This window comes from Amycolatopsis acidiphila (genome assembly GCF_021391495.1).
GTDB lineage: Bacteria > Actinomycetota > Actinomycetes > Mycobacteriales > Pseudonocardiaceae > Amycolatopsis_E > Amycolatopsis_E acidiphila.
In genome coordinates this window covers 7,519,541-7,537,013 of sequence record NZ_CP090063.1, presented here as the reverse complement: position 1 = coordinate 7,537,013, position 17,473 = coordinate 7,519,541, and the positions used below count along the sequence as shown (strand labels likewise).

Sequence of the window (17,473 nt, the reverse complement as noted above, 5' to 3'; positions counted from 1 at the left end):
GTAGCGCGATCGTAACCTCCCGTGGTTAAGCATTTCGCCCACTTCCGGCTAGGGTCGGCGATCACAAACTGCAACTTCTACTAGGAGTTCACATGCTCCCTCAGCGGGTGGCTCGTCTGCGCCGACTCGCCCTGATCGGGCTTGTCGGCGCGCTCGCCGTGGCCATGTCGGCCTGCGCCTCCGAACGCGGTTCGGGCGGTGGCGCCAACGACACGTTCGTGTTCGGCGCCGCGGGCGCGCCGAAGAACTTCGACCCCATCTTCAACGACGACGGCGAGAGCTTCCGTCCCGCGCGCCAGATGTTCGACACCCTGGTGACCTACAAGCCCGGCACCACCCAGCTCGTGGGCGACCTGGCCACCGCGTGGACGCCCAGCCCCGACGGCAAGACCTGGACCTTCACGTTGCGCCAGGGCGTCAAGTTCCACGACGGCACCCCCTTCAACGCCGCGGCGGTCTGCTTCAACTTCGACCGCTGGTACAACATGAAGGGCGCCGCCGCCCAGAGCCAGATGATCTACTACGGCGACGTCTTCGAGGGCTTCGCGAAGAACGAGGGTGACGCCACCGGCGACCCCGTCTACAAGTCCTGCCAGGCCAAGGACGACTACACCGCCGTCCTCAACCTGAACAAGGCGAAGGGCGCCTTCCCGGACGCCTTCGGCCTGACCTCGCTGTCGATCTCCAGCCCCGACGCGCTGAAGAAGTACAACGCCGACAACGTGACCCAGAGCGGCGACTCGTTCACCTACCCCGAGTACGCGAACGACCACCCCACCGGCACCGGTCCGTACAAGTTCGAGAGCTACGACAAGACGAACAAGACGATCACCCTGGTCCGCAACGACGACTACTGGGGTGACAAGGCCAAGACCGCGAAGCTGATCTTCAAGATCATCGAGGACGAGAACGCCCGCAAGCAGGAGCTGGCCGCCGGCACCATCGACGGCTACGACTTCCCGAGCCCGGCCGACTACGCCTCGCTCAAGGACGCCGGCAACCAGGTGCTGATCCGCCCCGCGTTCAACATCCTGTACCTGGGCATCAACCAGAAGAACAACCCGAAGCTGGGTGACGTCCGGGTCCGCAAGGCGATCGAGTACGCGATCAACAAGGACCAGCTGGCGAAGAACAAGCTGCCCAGCGGGGCGTACGCGCAGACGCAGTTCCTGCCGAACAACGTGCCCGGCTACACCGACGCGGTGGAGAAGCACAGCTACGACCCGAGCCAGGCCAAGACGCTGCTGCAGCAGGCCGGGGCGACCGGGCTGACGCTGAACTTCTACGTGCCCACCGAGGTCACCCGGCCCTACATGCCGAACCCGGTGGACATCGGCGGCGCGATCGCGGACGACCTCAAGGCCGTCGGCATCAACGTCAACATCGTCCAGGAGCCGTGGAACGGTGGGTACAAGGACGACGTGCAGAAGGCGGGCAAGCAGGACATCCACCTGCTGGGCTGGACCGGTGACTACGCCGACGCCGGCAACTTCGTCGGCACGTTCTTCGGCAGGCAGAAGGCGGAGTTCGGGTTCAACGACCCGACGGTCTTCACCGCGCTGTCCAACGCCGACGCGCAGGTGACGCCGGAGGCCAAGAAGGCCGCCTACGAGCAGGCCAGCGTGGCGATCTCGCAGTACGTGCCCGCGGTGCCGCTGACCTCCTCGCCGCCGGCGATCGTGGTCAAGAGCACCATCCACAACCTGATCCCGACCCCGTTGACCGACGAGCGCTTCTACACGGTCACGAAGGGCTGACGGCGCTTCTGCCGGAAAGTGCCCCGCCGCGGTGATCCCGGGGCGCGGGCGCTTTCCGGCAGTAGGAACCTCGTTAGGGCACCCACCACATGCTGCGATTCATCATTCGCCGGCTGCTGCAAGCCGTGCCTACCCTGCTCGTGCTGTCGATCCTGGTGTTCGCCTGGCTGCGCCTGCTGCCCGGCGGACCGGCCGGCGCACTGCTCGGGGACAAGGCGACGCCGCAGAAACTGGCCGATCTCAACCACCTGCTGGGGCTGGACCAGCCGATCTTCATCCAGTACTTCAAGTTCCTCGGCCGGGTCGTCACCGGCAACTTCGGCAGTTCGCTGATCAGCGGTGACTCGGTACTGGCCGAGGTCGGCCGCTCGTTCCCGGCGACGATCGAGCTGTCCTTCTTCGCGCTCGTGCTGGCCATCGCGTTCGGCATCCCGCTCGGGTACGTCGCGGCGCGCTTCCACGGGCGGCTGCTCGACAACGCCACGGTGCTCACGACGCTGATCGGCGTCGCGGTGCCGGTGTTCTTCTTCGGTGTGCTGCTGAAGTACGTCTTCGCGCAGAAGCTGGGGATCCTGCCGCCGTCCGGGCGCCAGGACGTGACGATCGACGCCACGCACATCACCGGCTTCTTCACCCTCGACGGGCTGCTGACCGGCGAGTTCGACGCGTTCTGGGACGCGGTCAAGCACCTGATCCTGCCGGCGATCGCGCTCGCGAGCATCCCGTTCGCGGTGATCGTGCGCATCACCAGGGCGTCCGTGCTGGACGTCCAGCAGGAGGACTTCGTGCGCACCGCCGAGTCCAAAGGCCTGACCACGCCGGTGATCCGGCGCCGGCACATCCTGCGCAACGCGCTGCTGCCGGTGTCCACCACGATCGGCCTGCAGACCGGTCTGCTGCTGGCGGGCGCGGTCCTGACGGAGAAGGTGTTCAACATCCCCGGCCTGGGCTACCTGCTGGCGCAGGGCATCGAACGGCGTGACTACCCACGGCTGCAGGGATTGCTGTTGCTGGCCGCGCTGGTGTACGTGCTGGTCAACCTCCTGGTGGACATCTCGTACGCGATCATCGACCCGAGGGTGCGGGTGCGATGACCACGAACCTGTTGAAGCGCAAGAAGGACCGCATCGACGACCTCGCGTCCTCGGGCGGGACGAGCCTGGCGGCGGACGCGTTCAAGCGGATGTCGCGCAGCCCCATCGCGATCGTCGGCGCGGTGATCACGATCCTCTTCGTGCTGCTGGCGATCCTGTCGCCGTTCCTGGCGCCCAAGGACCCGCACATCCCGTACGACGCGCTGAAGAACAACCTGCGGCCCGACTCCATCCCCGGGCCGATGCCGGGGTTCCTGCTCGGCAGCGACCAGAACGGCTACGACTTCTTCTCGCGGCTGCTCGTGGGTTCGCAGCAGACGCTCATCGTCGGTGTCGCCGCCACGCTCATCGGCGTGGCCGTCGGCATGCTCATCGGCGGGCTGGCCGGCGCGCTCGGCGGCTGGGTGGACACGCTGCTGATGCGGTTCACCGACATCCTGCTGGCGATTCCCTCGCTGCTGCTGGCCATCTCGATCGCCGCACTGTTCTCGCACGGTACACAGTGGACGGTGATCATCGCGGTCGCGGTGGTGAGCGTGCCGATCTTCGCCCGCCTCCTGCGCGGCGCGATGCTGGCCCAGCGCTCCAGCGACCACGTACTCGCCGCCACAGCGCTGGGCGTGCGGCGCCGGACGATCGTGTTCCGGCACATGCTGCCGAACTCGGTCGGGCCGGTGATCGTGCAGGCCACCCTGACGCTCGCGACCTCGATCATCGACGCGGCGGCGCTGTCCTTCCTCGGCCTCGGCGACTCCGACTGGACCCGCGCGGAGTGGGGCCTGATGCTGGGCAAGTCGCAGGGGCTGCTGGACGTGAAGCCGGAGCTGGCGTTCTACCCGGCCATCGCGATCATCATCGTGGCGCTGGGCTTCACGCTGCTCGGCGAGTCGTTGCGCGAGGCGCTCGACCCGAAGAACAGGCGGTAGTAGTGGCACTGCTGGAGATTCGAGACCTCACGGTCACCTTCAAACGCAAGGGTGTCCGCCCGTTCACCGCGGTGGACGGCGTCAGCTTCGACGTCGAACCGGGCCGAACTGTCGGCCTGGTCGGCGAGTCGGGCAGCGGCAAGTCGGTGACCGCGCTGGCGATCATGGGACTGCTGCCCAAGCGTGGCGCGGAGGTGCACGGCTCGGTGCGCTTCGAGGGCACCGACCTGCTGACGTGCACGGACAGGCAGCTGCGCGACAAGCGTGGCCGCGACCTCGGCATGGTGTTCCAGGACCCGCTGTCCTCGCTGAACCCGGTCATCCCGATCGGCCTGCAGATCACCGAGGTGCTGGAACGCCACCGCGGGATGAACCGCAAGCAGGCGCGCGGCGAGGCGAAGGACCTGCTCGGCCGGGTCGGCATCCCGGACCCGATGCGACGGCTCTCCGAGTACCCGCACCAGCTTTCCGGCGGGATGCGCCAGCGCGCGCTGATCGCGATCGCGCTGGCGTGCGAGCCGCGGCTGCTCATCGCGGACGAGCCGACCACCGCGCTCGACGTGACGATCCAGGCGCAGATCCTCGCGCTGCTCTCGGAACTGGTGCGCGACACCGGCACGGCGCTGATCATGATCACGCACGACCTCGGCGTGGTGGCCGGGCTGTGCGACGAGGTCAACGTCATGTACGGCGGCCGGGTGGTGGAACGGGCCGAGCGGCACGCCTTGTTCGCGGCGGCGCGGCATCCGTATACGCATGGACTGCTGGAGTCGATTCCGCGGCTGGACGCGCCGCGGGGCGAGAAACTGTTGCCGATCAAGGGTTCTGTGGCCGACAACATCCCGTGGGAGCACGCGTGCGCGTTCGCGCCGCGGTGCCCGAACGCGCTGGACCGCTGCCGCGAGGTGACGCCGGAGCTGGTGGCGGACAACGGCGGGATGCTGCGCTGCCACAACCCCGTCGGCGTGAGTGCGATGCGGCAGGGGGTGCACCGGTGAGCGAGCCGTTGGTGAAGGTGGAAGGCATCGAGGTGCACTTCCCGATCAAGCGCGGGCTCGTGCTGGACCGGACGGTGGGTCACGTCTACGCGGTCGACGGGGTGGACCTGGAGATCCGGCGCGGCGAGACCTACGGCCTCGTCGGCGAGTCCGGCTGCGGCAAGACGACGCTGGGCCGCGGGCTGCTGCGGCTCGTCGAGCCGACCGGCGGCCGGGTCGTGTTCGACGGGACGGACCTCTCGGAGCTCAAGGGCGAGTCGCTGCGGAAGATGCGGCGGCGGATGCAGATGGTCTTCCAGGACCCGCTCTCCAGCCTCGACCCGCGCCAGTCCGTCGAGTCCATCCTGATCGAGGGCATGCGTGCGCACGGGCTGGACAAGGGCAGGGAGAGCACGCGCAAGCGGTTGCGGGAGCTGCTCAACGCGGTCGGGCTGGCGGAGAGCTCGCTGCGCAAGTACCCGCACGAGTTCTCGGGCGGGCAGCGCCAGCGCATCGGCATCGCGCGGGCGCTCGCCGTGGAGCCGGACCTGATCGTCGCCGACGAACCGGTGTCCGCACTCGACGTCTCCGTGCAGGCGCAGGTGATCAACCTGCTGGAGGAGCTGCAGGAACGGCTCGGGCTGACGTACCTGGTGATCGCGCACGACCTCGCCGTCGTCCGGCACATCTCCGACCGGATCGGCGTGATGTACCTGGGCTCGCTGGTGGAGGAGACCGACTCCGAGACCCTCTACGCCGAGCCGCTGCACCCGTACACCAAGGCGCTGCTCTCGGCGATCCCGGTGCCGGACCCGGAGGTCGAGGACACCCGCGAGCAGATCCTGCTCGCCGGGGACCTGCCCTCGCCCGCCGCGCCGCCGTCGGGCTGCCGCTTCCACACCCGGTGCCCGTGGCGGCAGGAGACCCGGTGCGACACCGACCGCCCCCGGCTGCGCGAGATCGGCACCGGTCACCGGGTGGCCTGCCACTGGGCCGAGGACATCCAGGCCGGCCGGATCACCCCGCACGAGGTGCAGGCGGAACTGGTCGAGGTCGACGCGGGCGCAGGGCCGTCGGTCCCGCACGCCGCTTCGGTTGCGGAGATGCTGGAGCCGTGATCCGGGTACCCTGGCGGGCCTGAGGACGGCCGAGGAGGGGACCCGAAGGATGCACATCGACCAGTGGCTGGAGACGATTCCACCGCTCCTGGTGTACATCGCGGTCGCCGCCGTGATCGGGTTCGAGAGCCTCGGCATCCCTCTTCCCGGTGAAATCGTGCTGGTGAGCGCCGCGCTGCTGTCGTCGACCCACGCCGGGCTGAACCCGTGGCTCGTCGGGATCGTCGGCAGCGCGGGCGCGATCGTCGGCGACAGCATCGGCTACCTGATCGGCCGCAAGGGCGGCAGGCGGCTGTTCGACTGGGCCGGCCGGAAGTTCCCCAAGCACTTTGGGCCCGAACACGTGCGCAACGCCGAACGGATCTTCGCCCGCCGCGGGGTGTGGGCGGTGTTCTTCGGCCGGTTCGTGGCGCTGCTGCGCATCCTGTGCGGGCCGCTCGCGGGTTCGCTGCACATGCACTACTGGAAGTTCCTGGCGGCGAACGCCCTGGGCGGCATCGCCTGGGCGGGTGGCACGACGGCGCTGGTGTACTCGCTCGGTGTCGTCGCGGAGAAGTGGCTTTCGCGGTTCTCCTACGTCGCGCTCGCCGTCGCGGTGGTGGCCGGCGTGATCATCAGCCTGGTGCTCAAGAAGCGGATGGGCCGTCGCCATCACGACGAGGAGGCGGCCAACCCCTCGGAGACCGCGGCCGTCGAGCGCTGACGCCGGGGCAGCGAGCCCAGCAGCACGCCGCCGACGATCACCAGTCCGGCCAGTATCTCGACCAGTTGCGGCACCTCGTGCAGCAGCACGAACGACGCCGACATGCCGACCACCGGCACCAGCAGGGAGAACGGCGCGACGATGCCGGCCGGGTTGCGCCGCATCAGCGTCGTCCAGATGCCCGAGCCGACGAGCGTGCCCAGCACCACGACGTAGGTGAAGCCGCCGAGGCCGATCCAGCCGTTCGTGGTGTCGAGCGTGGCGAGCGAGTGCCACTGCGCGCCCGGGCCTTCGAAGATCAGCGAGAGCACGAACATCGGGATCGGCGGCACGACCGACATCCACAGGGTGAAGTGCAACCCGTTGTCCGGCCGGGCCTGCCGGGCGAACACGTTGCCGATGCCCCAGCTCAGCGCCGCGAGCAGGGTCAGCACGACGGGCAGCAACACGGCGTGCTCGGCCTGGTGCCAGGCGATCACGAGCATCCCGGCGACCGCGAGCACGATGCCGGTCAGCTGCCGCGGCGAAAGCCGTTCGCGCAGGAAGACACTGCCGAGCACGACGGTGAACGGCGCCGACGCCTGCAGCACCAGCGAGGCCAGTCCGGTGGGCATCCCGATGTTCATCGCGATGAACAGGAGCGCGAACTGCCCGGTGCCGAAGCCGAGGCCGAACCCGAGCAGCCAGCGCAGCTTCACCTTGGGCCGTGGGACGAACAGGATCGTCGGAACGGCGATCACGAGGAAGCGCAGCGCGCCCGCGAACAGCGGCGGGAAATGGCCGAGCGTGTAGTGGACCGCGAGGAAGTTGCAGCCCCACAGGACGGCGACGAACAGGGCGAGAAGCCGGTCGCGGGGAGACACCTCTCCAGCTTCCGCCAGCCAACTTTGTAGGACCATCGAGATTAATTTCACGAACTTTTCAGTTACGCTTCAAAATCGTGGATATCGGCAGGTTACGGGTACTGCGCGAGTTCGCCGACCGGGGCAGCGTGACATCCGCCGCACGTGCCCTGCATTGCACGCCCTCGGCCGTTTCGCAGCAGCTGCGCGCATTGCAGGCCGAGGTGGGGTTGGCGCTGACCGAACCAGCGGGCCGGGGGCTGCGGCTCACCGACGCCGGCCGCGCGTTGGTCGCACGGGCGGACGAGGTGCTCGCCGCACTGGGCCGGGCCGAGGCCGAGCTCGACACCTATCGGAGCGAGCCGCGCGGGCGGGTGCGGCTGGCGATCTTCCCGTCGGCGGCGCTCATGCTGCTGCCGGGCCTGCTGCACCGGCTGGCCGAGTTTCCGGCGCTCGACGTCGAGGTGCGGGACGTCGACATGACGCCGCCGGAGGTGCCGTCGCTGATCGCCGACTTCGACATCGTGGTGACCCACCGCGACGAGCAGGCCGACCCGTTTCCCGCCGACCGGCTCGGCGTCGTGCACCTGCTGCGGGAACCGCTTGACGTCGCACTGCCGCCGGGGCACCGGCTCGCGGGCCAGGACAGGGTGGAGCTCACCGCGCTGGCCGGGGAAAGCTGGATCGGGGTGAACGTCGGTTTCCCGGTGGACGACGTGCTCCGCTCGCTGGCCGTGCGCACCGGCGTCCGGCCACGGCCGGTGCACCGTGTCAACGATTTCCGGGTCATCGAGGCCCTGGTCGCCGCCGGGCACGGGATCGCGCTGCTGCCCCGCTACACGATGTCGCCGGCGGTGCTCAGCCGGCCGCTCGCGGGCCTGCGGGCGGCGCGGCACATCGAAGCGGTCATGCGGACCGGCGCCGCGGCACGCCCGGCCGTGACCACCGTGCTCGAAGCCCTGCACGCGGAATCGGCCTCCCGCACCGCGCAGGTGCGAGAGGCCGATCCGCGCGAGGTCAGCGGTGGGAGCGGTTGACGGCCGAGACGACCGCCCGCAGCGACGCCGTCACGATCGACGGGTCGATGCCGACACCCCAGTAGACCTTGTCGCCGACGGCGCACTCGATGTACGAGGCAGCCTTCGCGTCGTCGCCCGGGGAGAGGGTGTGCTCGCTGTAGTCCATGAGCCGCAGGTCGTACCCGACGGTCGACAGCGCGTCGAAGAACGCGGCGATCGGGCCGTTGCCGTTGCCCGTGATCTCCTGCTCCTCGCCGTCCACCCGGACGGTCGCGACCAGGTGGTAGTCGCCGTTCGCGGTGACGTGCTGGCTGACCAGCTGCAGCGGGGACTCGGCCTCCAGGTACTCGGCCGAGAACGCGTTCCACATGGTCGCCGGGGCGACCTCGCCGCCCTCGGTGTCCGTGTGCCGCTGGATGACCTGCGAGAACTCGATCTGGAGTCGGCGCGGCAGGTCGAGCTGGTGCTCGGTCCTCATGATGTAGGCGACGCCGCCCTTGCCGGACTGCGAGTTGACCCGGATGACGGCCTCGTACGTGCGGCCGACGTCCTTCGGGTCGATCGGCAGGTACGGCACCTCCCACGGGTACTCGTCGACCGGTACGCCCTCCTTCTCGGCGGCGCGGCGCAGCGCGTCGAGGCCCTTGTTGATCGCGTCCTGGTGGCTGCCGGAGAACGCGGTGAACACCAGGTCGCCGCCCCACGGGCTGCGCTCGGGCACCGGCAGCTGGTTGCAGTACTCGACCGTGCGCTTGACCTGGTCGATGTCGGAGAAGTCGATCTGCGGGTCGATGCCCTGGCTGAACAGGTTCATGCCCAGCGCGACGAGGTCGACGTTGCCGGTGCGCTCGCCGTTGCCGAACAGGCAGCCCTCGATGCGGTCGGCGCCGGCCTGGTAGCCCAGCTCGGCGGCGGCCACCGCGGTGCCGCGGTCGTTGTGCGGGTGCAGCGACAGGATCACCGAGTCGCGCCGGTCGAGGTTGCGGCCCATCCACTCGATGGAGTCGGCGTACACGTTCGGCGTGGCCATCTCGACCGTCGAGGGCAGGTTCAGGATCACCGGCCGCGACGGCGTGGGCTGCCAGATGTCGGTGACCGCGTTGCACACCTCGGCGGCGTAGGACAGCTCGGTGCCGGTGTAGGACTCGGGCGAGTACTGGAACCGGAAGTCGGTGTCGGAGTACTTCGAGGCGTACTCGCCGACCAGCTCCGCGGCCTGCAGGGCGATCTTCTTGATGCCCTCGCGCTCCTCGCGGAACACCACGCGCCGCTGCAGGATCGAGGTCGAGTTGTAGATGTGCACGATCGCCTGCGGCGCGCCTTCCAACGCCCGGAAGGTCCGCTCGATCAGCTCGGGGCGGCACTGCGTCAGCACCTGGATGCGGACGTCCTCGGGAATCGCGTTCTCTTCGACGATCTCGCGGACGAAGTCGAAGTCGGTCTGGCTCGCGGCCGGGAAGCCGACCTCGATCTCCTTGTAACCCATGCGCACGAGCAGATCGAAGAACTTGCGCTTGCGGGCGGGCGACATCGGGTCGATCAGGGCCTGGTTGCCGTCGCGCAGGTCGACGGCGCACCACAGCGGGGCGCGGTCGATGCGCTTGTCCGGCCAGGTGCGGTCGGGTACGTCGATGTCCTCGACCAGCTGGTACCAGGGCTTGTACCGGTGCACGGGCATCGCGGTGCCGCGTTGCGGGTTCCAGGCGGGCTGGTCGGCCGGGGCGGGCCGGGAGGGCTTGCGGATGCGGCTCAGGCTGGTGGACTCAGGGGTGGTCATACCGGGGTGTTCTCCTGCCGGGTTTCGAATCGGGCGACCGGCGGCGTCACGAAGCCCCGCGACGGGGGGCCGGTCGGATCAGGCCCCGTCGCGGCAGCGAAGCAGGAGAGCACTAGCCACGAACTCCACTTTAGCCGCGAGGAGTTGATGACGGAAATGGGGTACGCGACCTTGCCGTTACTTGTGAGTAGCAATCGCTCGCGGGACGTGTCACACTTCCGGCATGGCCGAGCACGCCGAGAGAAGTGACAACGACGTCGCCGACGAGGAGTCGCGGCCGAAGCGTGGGTCCGACGTGGACTGGCACCGCATCAAGGACTCCGGCGTGGGGCTCGTCGCGGGTGTGGTCCGCTGGGTGGGCCTGGTCTTCGCCGTCATCCTCGTGCTGCACGTGATCTTCACGGTCGGCTCCGCGAACCCGGCCAACGGGATCGTGTCCTGGGTCCGCGGCTGGGCGGACAGCCTCTCGATCGGCTTCAAGGATCTCTTCGAGCCGAACGACGCGAAGTTGCGCGTGCTGGTGAACTACGGCATCGCGGCGCTGTTCTGGCTGATCGTCTCTGCCATCGTCGCGAAGCTCATCCGCCGCATCTTCGCCGCTTCGAACTAGCCGATCCGCAGGACGAGCTTGCCGCGCGCCTGTCCCGACTGACTCGGCGCCGCAGCCGTCTGCCAGTCCTCCAGCGGGAACGTGCGCGCCACCGGTACCGAGAAGCGCCCCTCGGCCGCCAGCTGCGCGTATTCGCCGAGCACGTCGTTGTGGATCGCGCCTTCGGTGTCTTCGAGTCGCAGGACGTCGAGGGGTGCTTCGTACTCGTGGAAGCGAAGGGTGCGCATGCAAGCGGGTGGTGCTACGGGCCGGGCAGTCCGGTCGAAGGCTGGAACCACGCCATGCCCTACCTGCGGCGCAGCTTCGCGGACGCGTTCGGCGCCGACGTCAGCTGCCACGTCATCGAGGGCACGACTCAGAAGGCGGCCTGACCCCAGGCGCCGGTGTAGGCGAACTCGCCGAGTGCGATGCGACGGCGGGGTGCGCGCTCGCGCTCGGCGTCGCGTTCGTCGTCGAACACCTCCGGTGCCGCCTGCACGCCGACGGCGATGGCGACCCGCGGCACGGCCTCCTCGGGAACGGCGAACTCGCGCCGCACGGTGTCCGGGTCGAAGCCGGCCATCTGATGGGCGACCAGCCCTTCGGCGACCGCCTGCAGCACCAGGTTCTGCCCGGCCAGCCCGAGCCCGTACTCGGCGTACGGGATCTCGCCCTTCTCGTTGCGCGTGACCATCACCGCGACCAGCAGCGCACCGGCCCGGTGCGCCCACGACTGGTTGCGCGGGGTCAGCGCGCCGAGGATGCGCCGGAAGGTCTCGTCCCCGCGTCTGCCGACGAGATAGCGCGCGGGCTGGGTGTTGCCGAACGACGGCGCCCAGCGCGCCGCTTCGAGCAGGGCCCGCAGCTGGTCCCAGGTGACTTCGCCGGTCTCGTCGAGCGCGCGGGGGCTCCACCGTTCGGTGATCAGATCCGCGAGGGGCGCGCTGCTGTCCGCTGGTTTCCGCATCGGGGCGAATGCTTCCACATGATCAGCGGTCGGTGTACTTGATCGCGGTCAGGGTGATCACCGTGTCCTTCGGCACCTTGGACCCGGCGGGCGGATCCTGTGCGACCTGCACCCAGTTGCGGTCCAGGACCAGCGCGCGGCCCTGGCCGGTGCCGTCGACCTCGCGCAGGTTGTACAACCCGGCGGCCTGCATCCGGTTCTGCGCGTCCTGGTGGTTCAGCCCCGAGACGTCGGGCACCGTGATCAGCTCGGCTGTCGTGGCGGGAGCCGTCGTCGACGAAGCCGTGCTCGCGGGAGTGGTGGCCGGTGGCGTGCCGGGACCGGGTGCGCAGGCGGCGACGAAGACCAGCAGTACCACCGGAACGAGCTTCCACACGGTGCTCACCTCGCGCATCGGTCGCAGGTGGGGGCCGGCCGCCACGCGTCCGCCTGCGAGCGCAGCTCGCGCCGGATCTTCCGGCACCGCTTGGGCCGCCCCCATTCGTCCTCACGAGAGGCGCCGAAGACGCGCATCTCCGTCCGGCGCTCACCGCACACCGGGCACACCACCCGGCGGAACACCCGGCGGGTCGCGACGTCCATGGACCCTCCCGGGAAAATTGTCCGCCAGATCGCGTCCTTCCACACGCCGAGAACGGTCGAGCGGCCGCGAAAGTTCGACGACCCGGGATCGGCGCCGAATCGCGAGAACAATCACACCGTGCCGTTTTCCCTGCTGGACCGGGTCGGGTGCGGCAGCGGAACGCGAAAATCCACTCGTTCGCCTCTCGGTGCACCGGAAGATTTCCCCCGAATACGGTTACTGAATGTGACGAAAGTGGTCGCCGCCACACAGGCGGGTAGCCGAATACGCTCATCCCGGTAGGCTTTTCCGAAAAGCGCACCTAGGAGGTCCGAGACAAGTGGCGCTCGTGGTCCAGAAGTACGGCGGTTCGTCGTTGGAGAGCGCTGATCGGATCAAGCGCGTGGCCGAGCGGATCGTGGCCACCAAGAAGGCGGGCAACGACGTGGTGGTCGTCTGCTCGGCGATGGGCGACACCACCGACGAGCTGCTCGACCTCGCCCAGCAGGTCAACCCCGTGCCCCCGGAGCGCGAGATGGACATGCTGCTCACCGCGGGCGAGCGCATCTCGAACGCACTGGTGGCCATGGCGATCTCCGCGCACGGTGCCGAAGCGTGGTCGTTCACCGGCTCGCAGGCCGGGGTCGTGACCACCGCGGTGCACGGCAACGCGCGGATCATCGACGTCACGCCCAGCCGCGTCACCGAGGCGCTCGAGCAGGGCTACATCGCGCTGGTCGCCGGGTTCCAGGGCGTCGCGCAGGACACCAAGGACATCACCACGCTCGGCCGCGGCGGTTCGGACACCACAGCGGTGGCGCTCGCCGCCGCGCTGAGCGCCGACGTGTGCGAGATCTATTCCGATGTGGACGGTGTGTACACCGCCGACCCGCGGATCGTGCCGGACGCGAAGAAGCTCGACACCGTGCCGTACGAGGAGATGCTCGAGCTGGCCGCGAGCGGTTCGAAGATCCTGCACCTGCGGTCCGTCGAGTACGCCCGCCGATATGGAGTACCGATCCGCGTCCGTTCTTCCTACAGTGACAAGCCGGGTACGACGGTGACCGGTTCGATTGAGGAGATCCCCGTGGAACAAGCGTTGATCACCGGTGTGGCGCACGACCGGTCGGAGGCGAAGATCACGGTGACCGGCGTGCCCGACCACGCCGGCGCCGCGGCGCGGATCTTCCGGGTCATCGCCACCGCCGAGATCGACATCGACATGGTGCTGCAGAACGTGTCCAACACCGCGGGCCGCACCGACATCACCTTCACGCTGTCCAAGGCCAACGGCCCCAAGGCGGTCGGCGAGCTGGAGAAGCTCAAGCCGGAGCTCGAGTTCAACTCGGTGCTCTACGACGACCAGGTCGGCAAGGTCTCGCTGGTCGGCGCGGGCATGCGCTCGCACCCCGGTGTCACGGCGACGTTCTGCGAGGCGCTGGCCAAGGCCGGCGTCAACATCGAGATCATCAACACCTCGGAGATCCGGATCTCCGTGCTCATCCGCGACGCGCAGCTGGACGAGGCCGTGCGCGCGATCCACGACGCATTCGAACTCGGCGGCGACGAAGAAGCCGTCGTCTACGCGGGGAGTGGCCGGTGATGGCAGGCGGTTTGCGAGTAGGCGTGGTCGGCGCCACCGGGCAGGTCGGTGGCGTGATGCGGAAGCTGCTGGCGGAGCGGGACTTCCCGCTGAGCGAGCTGCGGTTCTTCGCCTCGTCCCGGTCGGCGGGCACGAAGCTTCCCTGGCGGGACACCGAGATCGAGGTCGAGGACGCGGCGACCGCCGATCCGTCCGGTTTGGACATCGCGCTGTTCTCCGCGGGCGGCTCGACCTCCAGGGCGCAGGCGCCGCGGTTCGCCGAGGCGGGTGTGACGGTCATCGACAACTCGTCCGCCTGGCGGCTGGATCCCGAAGTCCCGCTCGTCGTCAGCGAGGTCAACCCGCAGGCGATCAAGGACGCGCGCAAGGGCATCGTCGCCAACCCGAACTGCACCACGATGGCCGCGATGCCGGTGCTCAAGCCGTTGCACGACGAAGCGGGCCTGGTGCGCCTGATCGCGAGCACCTACCAGGCGGTCTCGGGCAGCGGGCTGGCCGGCGTGGAGGAGCTGGCGGCGCAGACGAACGCGGTCGCCTCGCGCGCGGCCGAGCTGACCCACGACGGTTCCGCGCTCACCTTCCCGGCGCCGGCCAAGTACGTCGCCCCCATTGCGTTCAACGTGCTCCCGATGGCCGGGTCCGTTGTGGACGACGGCTCGTTCGAGACGGACGAGGAACAGAAGCTGCGCAACGAGAGCCGCAAGATCCTCGACATCCCCGGTCTGCTGGTGTCCGGCACCTGCGTGCGGGTGCCGGTGTTCTCGGGGCACTCGATCTCGGTGAACGCCGAGTTCAGCGAGCCGATCTCGGTCGAGCGGGCCACCGAGGTGCTCGCGAACGCTCCGGGCGTCGAGCTGTCCGACGTGCCCACTCCGCTGCAGGCGGCGGGCCGCGACCCGAGCTACGTCGGCCGCATCCGGACGGACCCCGGCGTGCCCGGGGGGCGGGGCCTGGCGCTGTTCATCTCGAACGACAACCTGCGCAAGGGCGCCGCGCTCAACGCCGTGCAGATCGCGGAGATCATCGCCCAGGGCTGACGGTCGCGTAGCGTTACAGCTTTTCACTCTTTCGGGAGGCGGCATCTCCCAGTGATCGACTCTCCCCGCTTTTAGTGTGGGCGCAGTGTTTCAGCAGGGTGATGTCGGGAGCTGTTCGTGAGGCACGTGATCGTCGCTGTGGTGGCGCTGCTCGTGGTGAGCGCGCTCCCCACGCTGGCGACCGCCGACAGTGCCGACGGGCCGCTGACGGTTCGGGTGGTGCGCCCGGACCAGAACGGCGCCGGGGTGGGCGGCATCCTCGTCGTCGCCACGGACCCGTCGGGCGCGAGCGCGAGCGGCACCACCGGGCCCGACGGCACGGTCACCATCGTGACCACCGCGCTCGCCGGCGGCCGGTACCGGGTCGACGCGTCGATCCCGCCGACGATGAGCGGGCTCGAACCGGCGGCGCAGGCGCCGGGCTTCGCCGGGCTGACCGAGTTCGTCGACGTGTCCGGCGGCAAGGCCGCGAACCTCACGATGGCGGTCGGCGGTGGCGCCGGCGACGTCCAGCTGGGTGACCGCGTCTGGTTCGACACCGACGGAGACGGCGTGCAGGACGGCGACGAGCCGCCGCTGCCGGGCGTCCGGGTACAACTGCTGCCCTGCGACGGGAACGGCGCGCCCCTGGCGGAGAAGACCACCGACGCCGGTGGCCGGTACCTGTTCGGCCCGGGCGACGGCGTGACGCCGAACACCTGCTACACGCTCAAGTTCGACTACTCCGGGGTGGACACCGCGGGCCTGCCGGGCTCGCCGCCGGTCGCGGGGCTGCGCTGGACCACGCCGCTCGCGAGCGTGACGCCCGAGATCGACTCCAACGTGGACCCCGGCTCGGGCACGGCACGGGTGACCGTGGGCCCGGCCGGTTCGGTCGACGACACCGTGGACGGCGGGGTCGTGGGCGGGCTCAACGAGGTCGGCGACCTGGTGTGGGCGGACGTCAACCGCAACGGCCTGCAGGACCCGGGCGAGCCCGGCGTGGCGGGGGTGCCGGTGTCGCTGCAGGATGCCGACGGCGCCGTCGTCGTCGCGACCACCACCGGCCCGCACGGGCAGTACGCGTTCTCACACCTGCCGGACGGCACGTACAAGGTCTGCTTCGACGCGGGAAAACTGCCCGCGCAGTACGCCGACTACAAGCTGACCAAGCCCAGGGCGGGCAACCCCGGTCAGGACTCGGCGCCCGACCCCACCACCGGCTGCACGGCGCCGACGGAGCTGAAGGCCGACCACGTGCAGGACCGCACCCTCGACGCCGGGCTGGCGCCGCCGGTGAACCGGATCGCCGCGCGGGTCTGGTCGGATCTCAACGCCGACGGCGTGCCGGACCCGAACGAGCCCGGTATCGGCGGGGTGCCGGTGAAGCTGCGCGGCGACGACGGCAGCCAGCTGGCGCTCACCACCACCGGCCCGGACGGCGGCTACGTCTTCGACGACGTGCCCGACGGCTCGTACCAGGTGTGCTTCGACCTCGGCAACCTGCCGGCCGCGGTCGCCGACTACACGCCCGCGAAGTACGTCAACGACTCCGCCGCCAACCCCGCGACCGGCTGCACCCGCACCGTGACCATCGGGCTCGGCAAGCGGGAGGACACCTCGCTCAGCGCCGGCCTCGCCGCCCCGGTCAACGAGCTTGGCGACCGGGTGTGGTTCGACAGCAACCGCAACGGCCTGCAGGACCCCGTGGAGACGGGTATCGCCGGGGTGCCGGTGCGGCTGGTCAAGGCGGGGGGCGGCGACGCGGCCACGACCACCACCGGCGCCGACGGCGCGTACTCGTTCAAGGGCATCCCCGACGGCGCCTACCAGGTCTGCTTCGACCCCAAGGGATTCCCGCCCGCCTACGCGGGTGGTCAGTGGTCCAAACCGCGCGTCGGCGACGCGACCAAGGACTCCGACGTCGACCTCGCCGGCTCGTGCACACCGCCGGTGACGGTGGGCGTCGGGCACCGTGATGAGTCCACTTTGGACGCCGGAGTGGTCGCCGCGCGCAACCGGGTCGGCGACCTTGTCTGGTTCGACCGCAACGGCAACGGCGAGCCCGACCCGGATGAGCCGGGTGCGGCGGGCATCGAGGTCACGATGAAGGACGCGACGGGCCGCGTCGTCGCCGCCACCCGCACCGGCCCGGACGGCGGCTACCTGCTCGACGACCTGCCGGACGGCTCGTACCAGGTCTGCTTCGACCTCACGCACCTGCCGCCGGGGTTCGCGGCGTTCCGCGTGCCGGGAGTGGACAACGGGTGCACCCCGCCGATGACCGTGGGGCCGAAGCCGCGGGAGGACCTGTCGGTGAAGGTCGGCCTGGTCACCGCGACCCCGGCCGTCGCGCCCGCCGCGAGCGAGTCCGACACCGGGGGCGGGGGCTTCCCGTTCGGCTGGGTCGCGTTCACGGCCGTCATCGTGCTGGCCGGCGCGGGATTCACGCTGCGCTGGTGGAAAACCGTCGACCAGTAGTCCCGGCATGTTGCAAACGGTTGCCTGACGGGTACACGCGCT

Annotated in this window: 17 protein-coding genes; 11 read left to right on the top strand and 6 right to left on the bottom strand. The window is 69.6% G+C overall.

Annotation, left to right across the window (positions count from 1 at the left end):
* The first annotated feature begins 92 nt into the window (after nt 1-92).
* The 6 genes from LWP59_RS36850 to LWP59_RS36825 all read left to right on the top strand — a co-directional run bounded on the left by LWP59_RS36850 (nt 93) and on the right by LWP59_RS36825 (nt 6,575).
* A complete protein-coding gene (locus tag LWP59_RS36850) occupies nt 93-1,757 on the top strand; it encodes an ABC transporter substrate-binding protein (RefSeq protein WP_186383215.1) in 1,665 nt (554 codons plus the stop codon).
* Nucleotides 1,758-1,846: 89 nt separating this feature from the next.
* The gene (locus LWP59_RS36845; RefSeq protein ID WP_144637872.1) at nt 1,847-2,851 is read left to right on the top strand and encodes an ABC transporter permease; all 1,005 of its coding nucleotides are present in this window, start codon (nt 1,847-1,849) and stop codon (nt 2,849-2,851) included.
* The gene (locus LWP59_RS36840) at nt 2,848-3,777 is read left to right on the top strand and encodes an ABC transporter permease (protein ID WP_144637874.1); all 930 of its coding nucleotides are present in this window, start codon (nt 2,848-2,850) and stop codon (nt 3,775-3,777) included. Before LWP59_RS36845 ends, LWP59_RS36840 begins: the two co-directional genes overlap by 4 nt.
* A gap of 2 nt (nt 3,778-3,779) precedes the next feature.
* Nucleotides 3,780-4,775: an ABC transporter ATP-binding protein gene (locus LWP59_RS36835; protein WP_144637876.1), complete on the top strand. Its 996-nt coding sequence runs from the start codon at nt 3,780-3,782 to the stop codon at nt 4,773-4,775.
* Nucleotides 4,772-5,872 (top strand): ABC transporter ATP-binding protein, encoded by a 1,101-nt coding sequence (locus LWP59_RS36830; protein ID WP_144637878.1) that lies wholly within the window; start codon nt 4,772-4,774, stop codon nt 5,870-5,872. Before LWP59_RS36835 ends, LWP59_RS36830 begins: the two co-directional genes overlap by 4 nt.
* A gap of 49 nt (nt 5,873-5,921) precedes the next feature.
* A complete protein-coding gene (locus LWP59_RS36825; RefSeq protein ID WP_144637880.1) occupies nt 5,922-6,575 on the top strand; it encodes a DedA family protein in 654 nt (217 codons plus the stop codon).
* On the opposite strand, the gene LWP59_RS36820 is transcribed toward LWP59_RS36825, so the two are convergent.
* Nucleotides 6,524-7,438, bottom strand: a complete 915-nt coding sequence (locus tag LWP59_RS36820) for an EamA family transporter (protein ID WP_144637882.1) — start codon at nt 7,436-7,438, stop codon at nt 6,524-6,526. The genes LWP59_RS36825 and LWP59_RS36820 overlap by 52 nt on opposite strands.
* Before the next feature lie 77 nt (nt 7,439-7,515).
* Between LWP59_RS36820 and LWP59_RS36815 the strand changes: the two genes are divergently transcribed.
* Nucleotides 7,516-8,454, top strand: a complete 939-nt coding sequence (locus LWP59_RS36815; RefSeq protein WP_144637884.1) for a LysR family transcriptional regulator — start codon at nt 7,516-7,518, stop codon at nt 8,452-8,454.
* On the opposite strand, the gene leuA is transcribed toward LWP59_RS36815, so the two are convergent.
* Nucleotides 8,435-10,213, bottom strand: coding sequence for a 2-isopropylmalate synthase (gene leuA, locus LWP59_RS36810; RefSeq protein ID WP_191334842.1), 1,779 nt, complete (start codon nt 10,211-10,213; stop codon nt 8,435-8,437). The genes LWP59_RS36815 and leuA overlap by 20 nt on opposite strands.
* 223 nt (nt 10,214-10,436) lie before the next feature.
* Here leuA and LWP59_RS36805 point away from each other — a divergent pair, with 223 nt between their 5' ends.
* Nucleotides 10,437-10,823 (top strand): hypothetical protein, encoded by a 387-nt coding sequence (locus LWP59_RS36805; RefSeq protein WP_144645169.1) that lies wholly within the window; start codon nt 10,437-10,439, stop codon nt 10,821-10,823.
* Here the strand turns inward: LWP59_RS36805 and LWP59_RS36800 are convergent.
* The 4 genes from LWP59_RS36800 to LWP59_RS36785 are packed head-to-tail and all read right to left on the bottom strand — an operon-like array spanning nt 10,820 to nt 12,351.
* On the bottom strand, nt 10,820-11,161 hold the full coding sequence (locus tag LWP59_RS36800; RefSeq protein WP_186383605.1) for a zinc-binding dehydrogenase: 342 nt from the start codon (nt 11,159-11,161) through the stop codon (nt 10,820-10,822). The genes LWP59_RS36805 and LWP59_RS36800 overlap by 4 nt on opposite strands.
* 17 nt (nt 11,162-11,178) lie before the next feature.
* Nucleotides 11,179-11,769, bottom strand: a complete 591-nt coding sequence (locus LWP59_RS36795; protein WP_144645171.1) for a nitroreductase family protein — start codon at nt 11,767-11,769, stop codon at nt 11,179-11,181.
* A gap of 22 nt (nt 11,770-11,791) precedes the next feature.
* The gene (locus tag LWP59_RS36790; RefSeq protein WP_229857890.1) at nt 11,792-12,145 is read right to left on the bottom strand and encodes a PASTA domain-containing protein; all 354 of its coding nucleotides are present in this window, start codon (nt 12,143-12,145) and stop codon (nt 11,792-11,794) included.
* 5 nt (nt 12,146-12,150) lie between these two features.
* The gene (locus LWP59_RS36785) at nt 12,151-12,351 is read right to left on the bottom strand and encodes a hypothetical protein (protein ID WP_144645175.1); all 201 of its coding nucleotides are present in this window, start codon (nt 12,349-12,351) and stop codon (nt 12,151-12,153) included.
* Nucleotides 12,352-12,671: 320 nt separating this feature from the next.
* Here LWP59_RS36785 and LWP59_RS36780 point away from each other — a divergent pair, with 320 nt between their 5' ends.
* The 3 genes from LWP59_RS36780 to LWP59_RS36770 all read left to right on the top strand — a co-directional run bounded on the left by LWP59_RS36780 (nt 12,672) and on the right by LWP59_RS36770 (nt 17,431).
* Nucleotides 12,672-13,934: an aspartate kinase gene (locus LWP59_RS36780; protein WP_144645177.1), complete on the top strand. Its 1,263-nt coding sequence runs from the start codon at nt 12,672-12,674 to the stop codon at nt 13,932-13,934.
* Complete coding sequence (locus LWP59_RS36775; RefSeq protein ID WP_144645178.1) at nt 13,934-14,971, top strand: aspartate-semialdehyde dehydrogenase; 1,038 nt, start codon at nt 13,934-13,936, stop codon at nt 14,969-14,971. Before LWP59_RS36780 ends, LWP59_RS36775 begins: the two co-directional genes overlap by 1 nt.
* 117 nt (nt 14,972-15,088) lie before the next feature.
* Complete coding sequence (locus LWP59_RS36770) at nt 15,089-17,431, top strand: SdrD B-like domain-containing protein (protein WP_229857889.1); 2,343 nt, start codon at nt 15,089-15,091, stop codon at nt 17,429-17,431.
* The last annotated feature ends 42 nt before the right edge of the window (nt 17,432-17,473 follow it).

Excerpts from the sequence above, each read along its gene's own strand:
- LWP59_RS36795 (WP_144645171.1), bottom strand. The coding sequence starts at position 11,769 with ATGCGGAAACCAGCGGACAGCAGCGCGCCCCTCGCGGATCTGATCACC.
- LWP59_RS36845 (WP_144637872.1), top strand. The coding sequence starts at position 1,847 with ATGCTGCGATTCATCATTCGCCGGCTGCTGCAAGCCGTGCCTACCCTG.
- LWP59_RS36825 (WP_144637880.1), top strand. The coding sequence starts at position 5,922 with ATGCACATCGACCAGTGGCTGGAGACGATTCCACCGCTCCTGGTGTAC.
- leuA (WP_191334842.1), bottom strand. The coding sequence starts at position 10,213 with ATGACCACCCCTGAGTCCACCAGCCTGAGCCGCATCCGCAAGCCCTCC.
- LWP59_RS36785 (WP_144645175.1), bottom strand. The coding sequence starts at position 12,351 with ATGGACGTCGCGACCCGCCGGGTGTTCCGCCGGGTGGTGTGCCCGGTG.
- LWP59_RS36840 (WP_144637874.1), top strand. The coding sequence starts at position 2,848 with ATGACCACGAACCTGTTGAAGCGCAAGAAGGACCGCATCGACGACCTC.
- LWP59_RS36805 (WP_144645169.1), top strand. The coding sequence starts at position 10,437 with ATGGCCGAGCACGCCGAGAGAAGTGACAACGACGTCGCCGACGAGGAG.
- LWP59_RS36850 (WP_186383215.1), top strand. The coding sequence starts at position 93 with ATGCTCCCTCAGCGGGTGGCTCGTCTGCGCCGACTCGCCCTGATCGGG.
- LWP59_RS36775 (WP_144645178.1), top strand. The coding sequence starts at position 13,934 with ATGGCAGGCGGTTTGCGAGTAGGCGTGGTCGGCGCCACCGGGCAGGTC.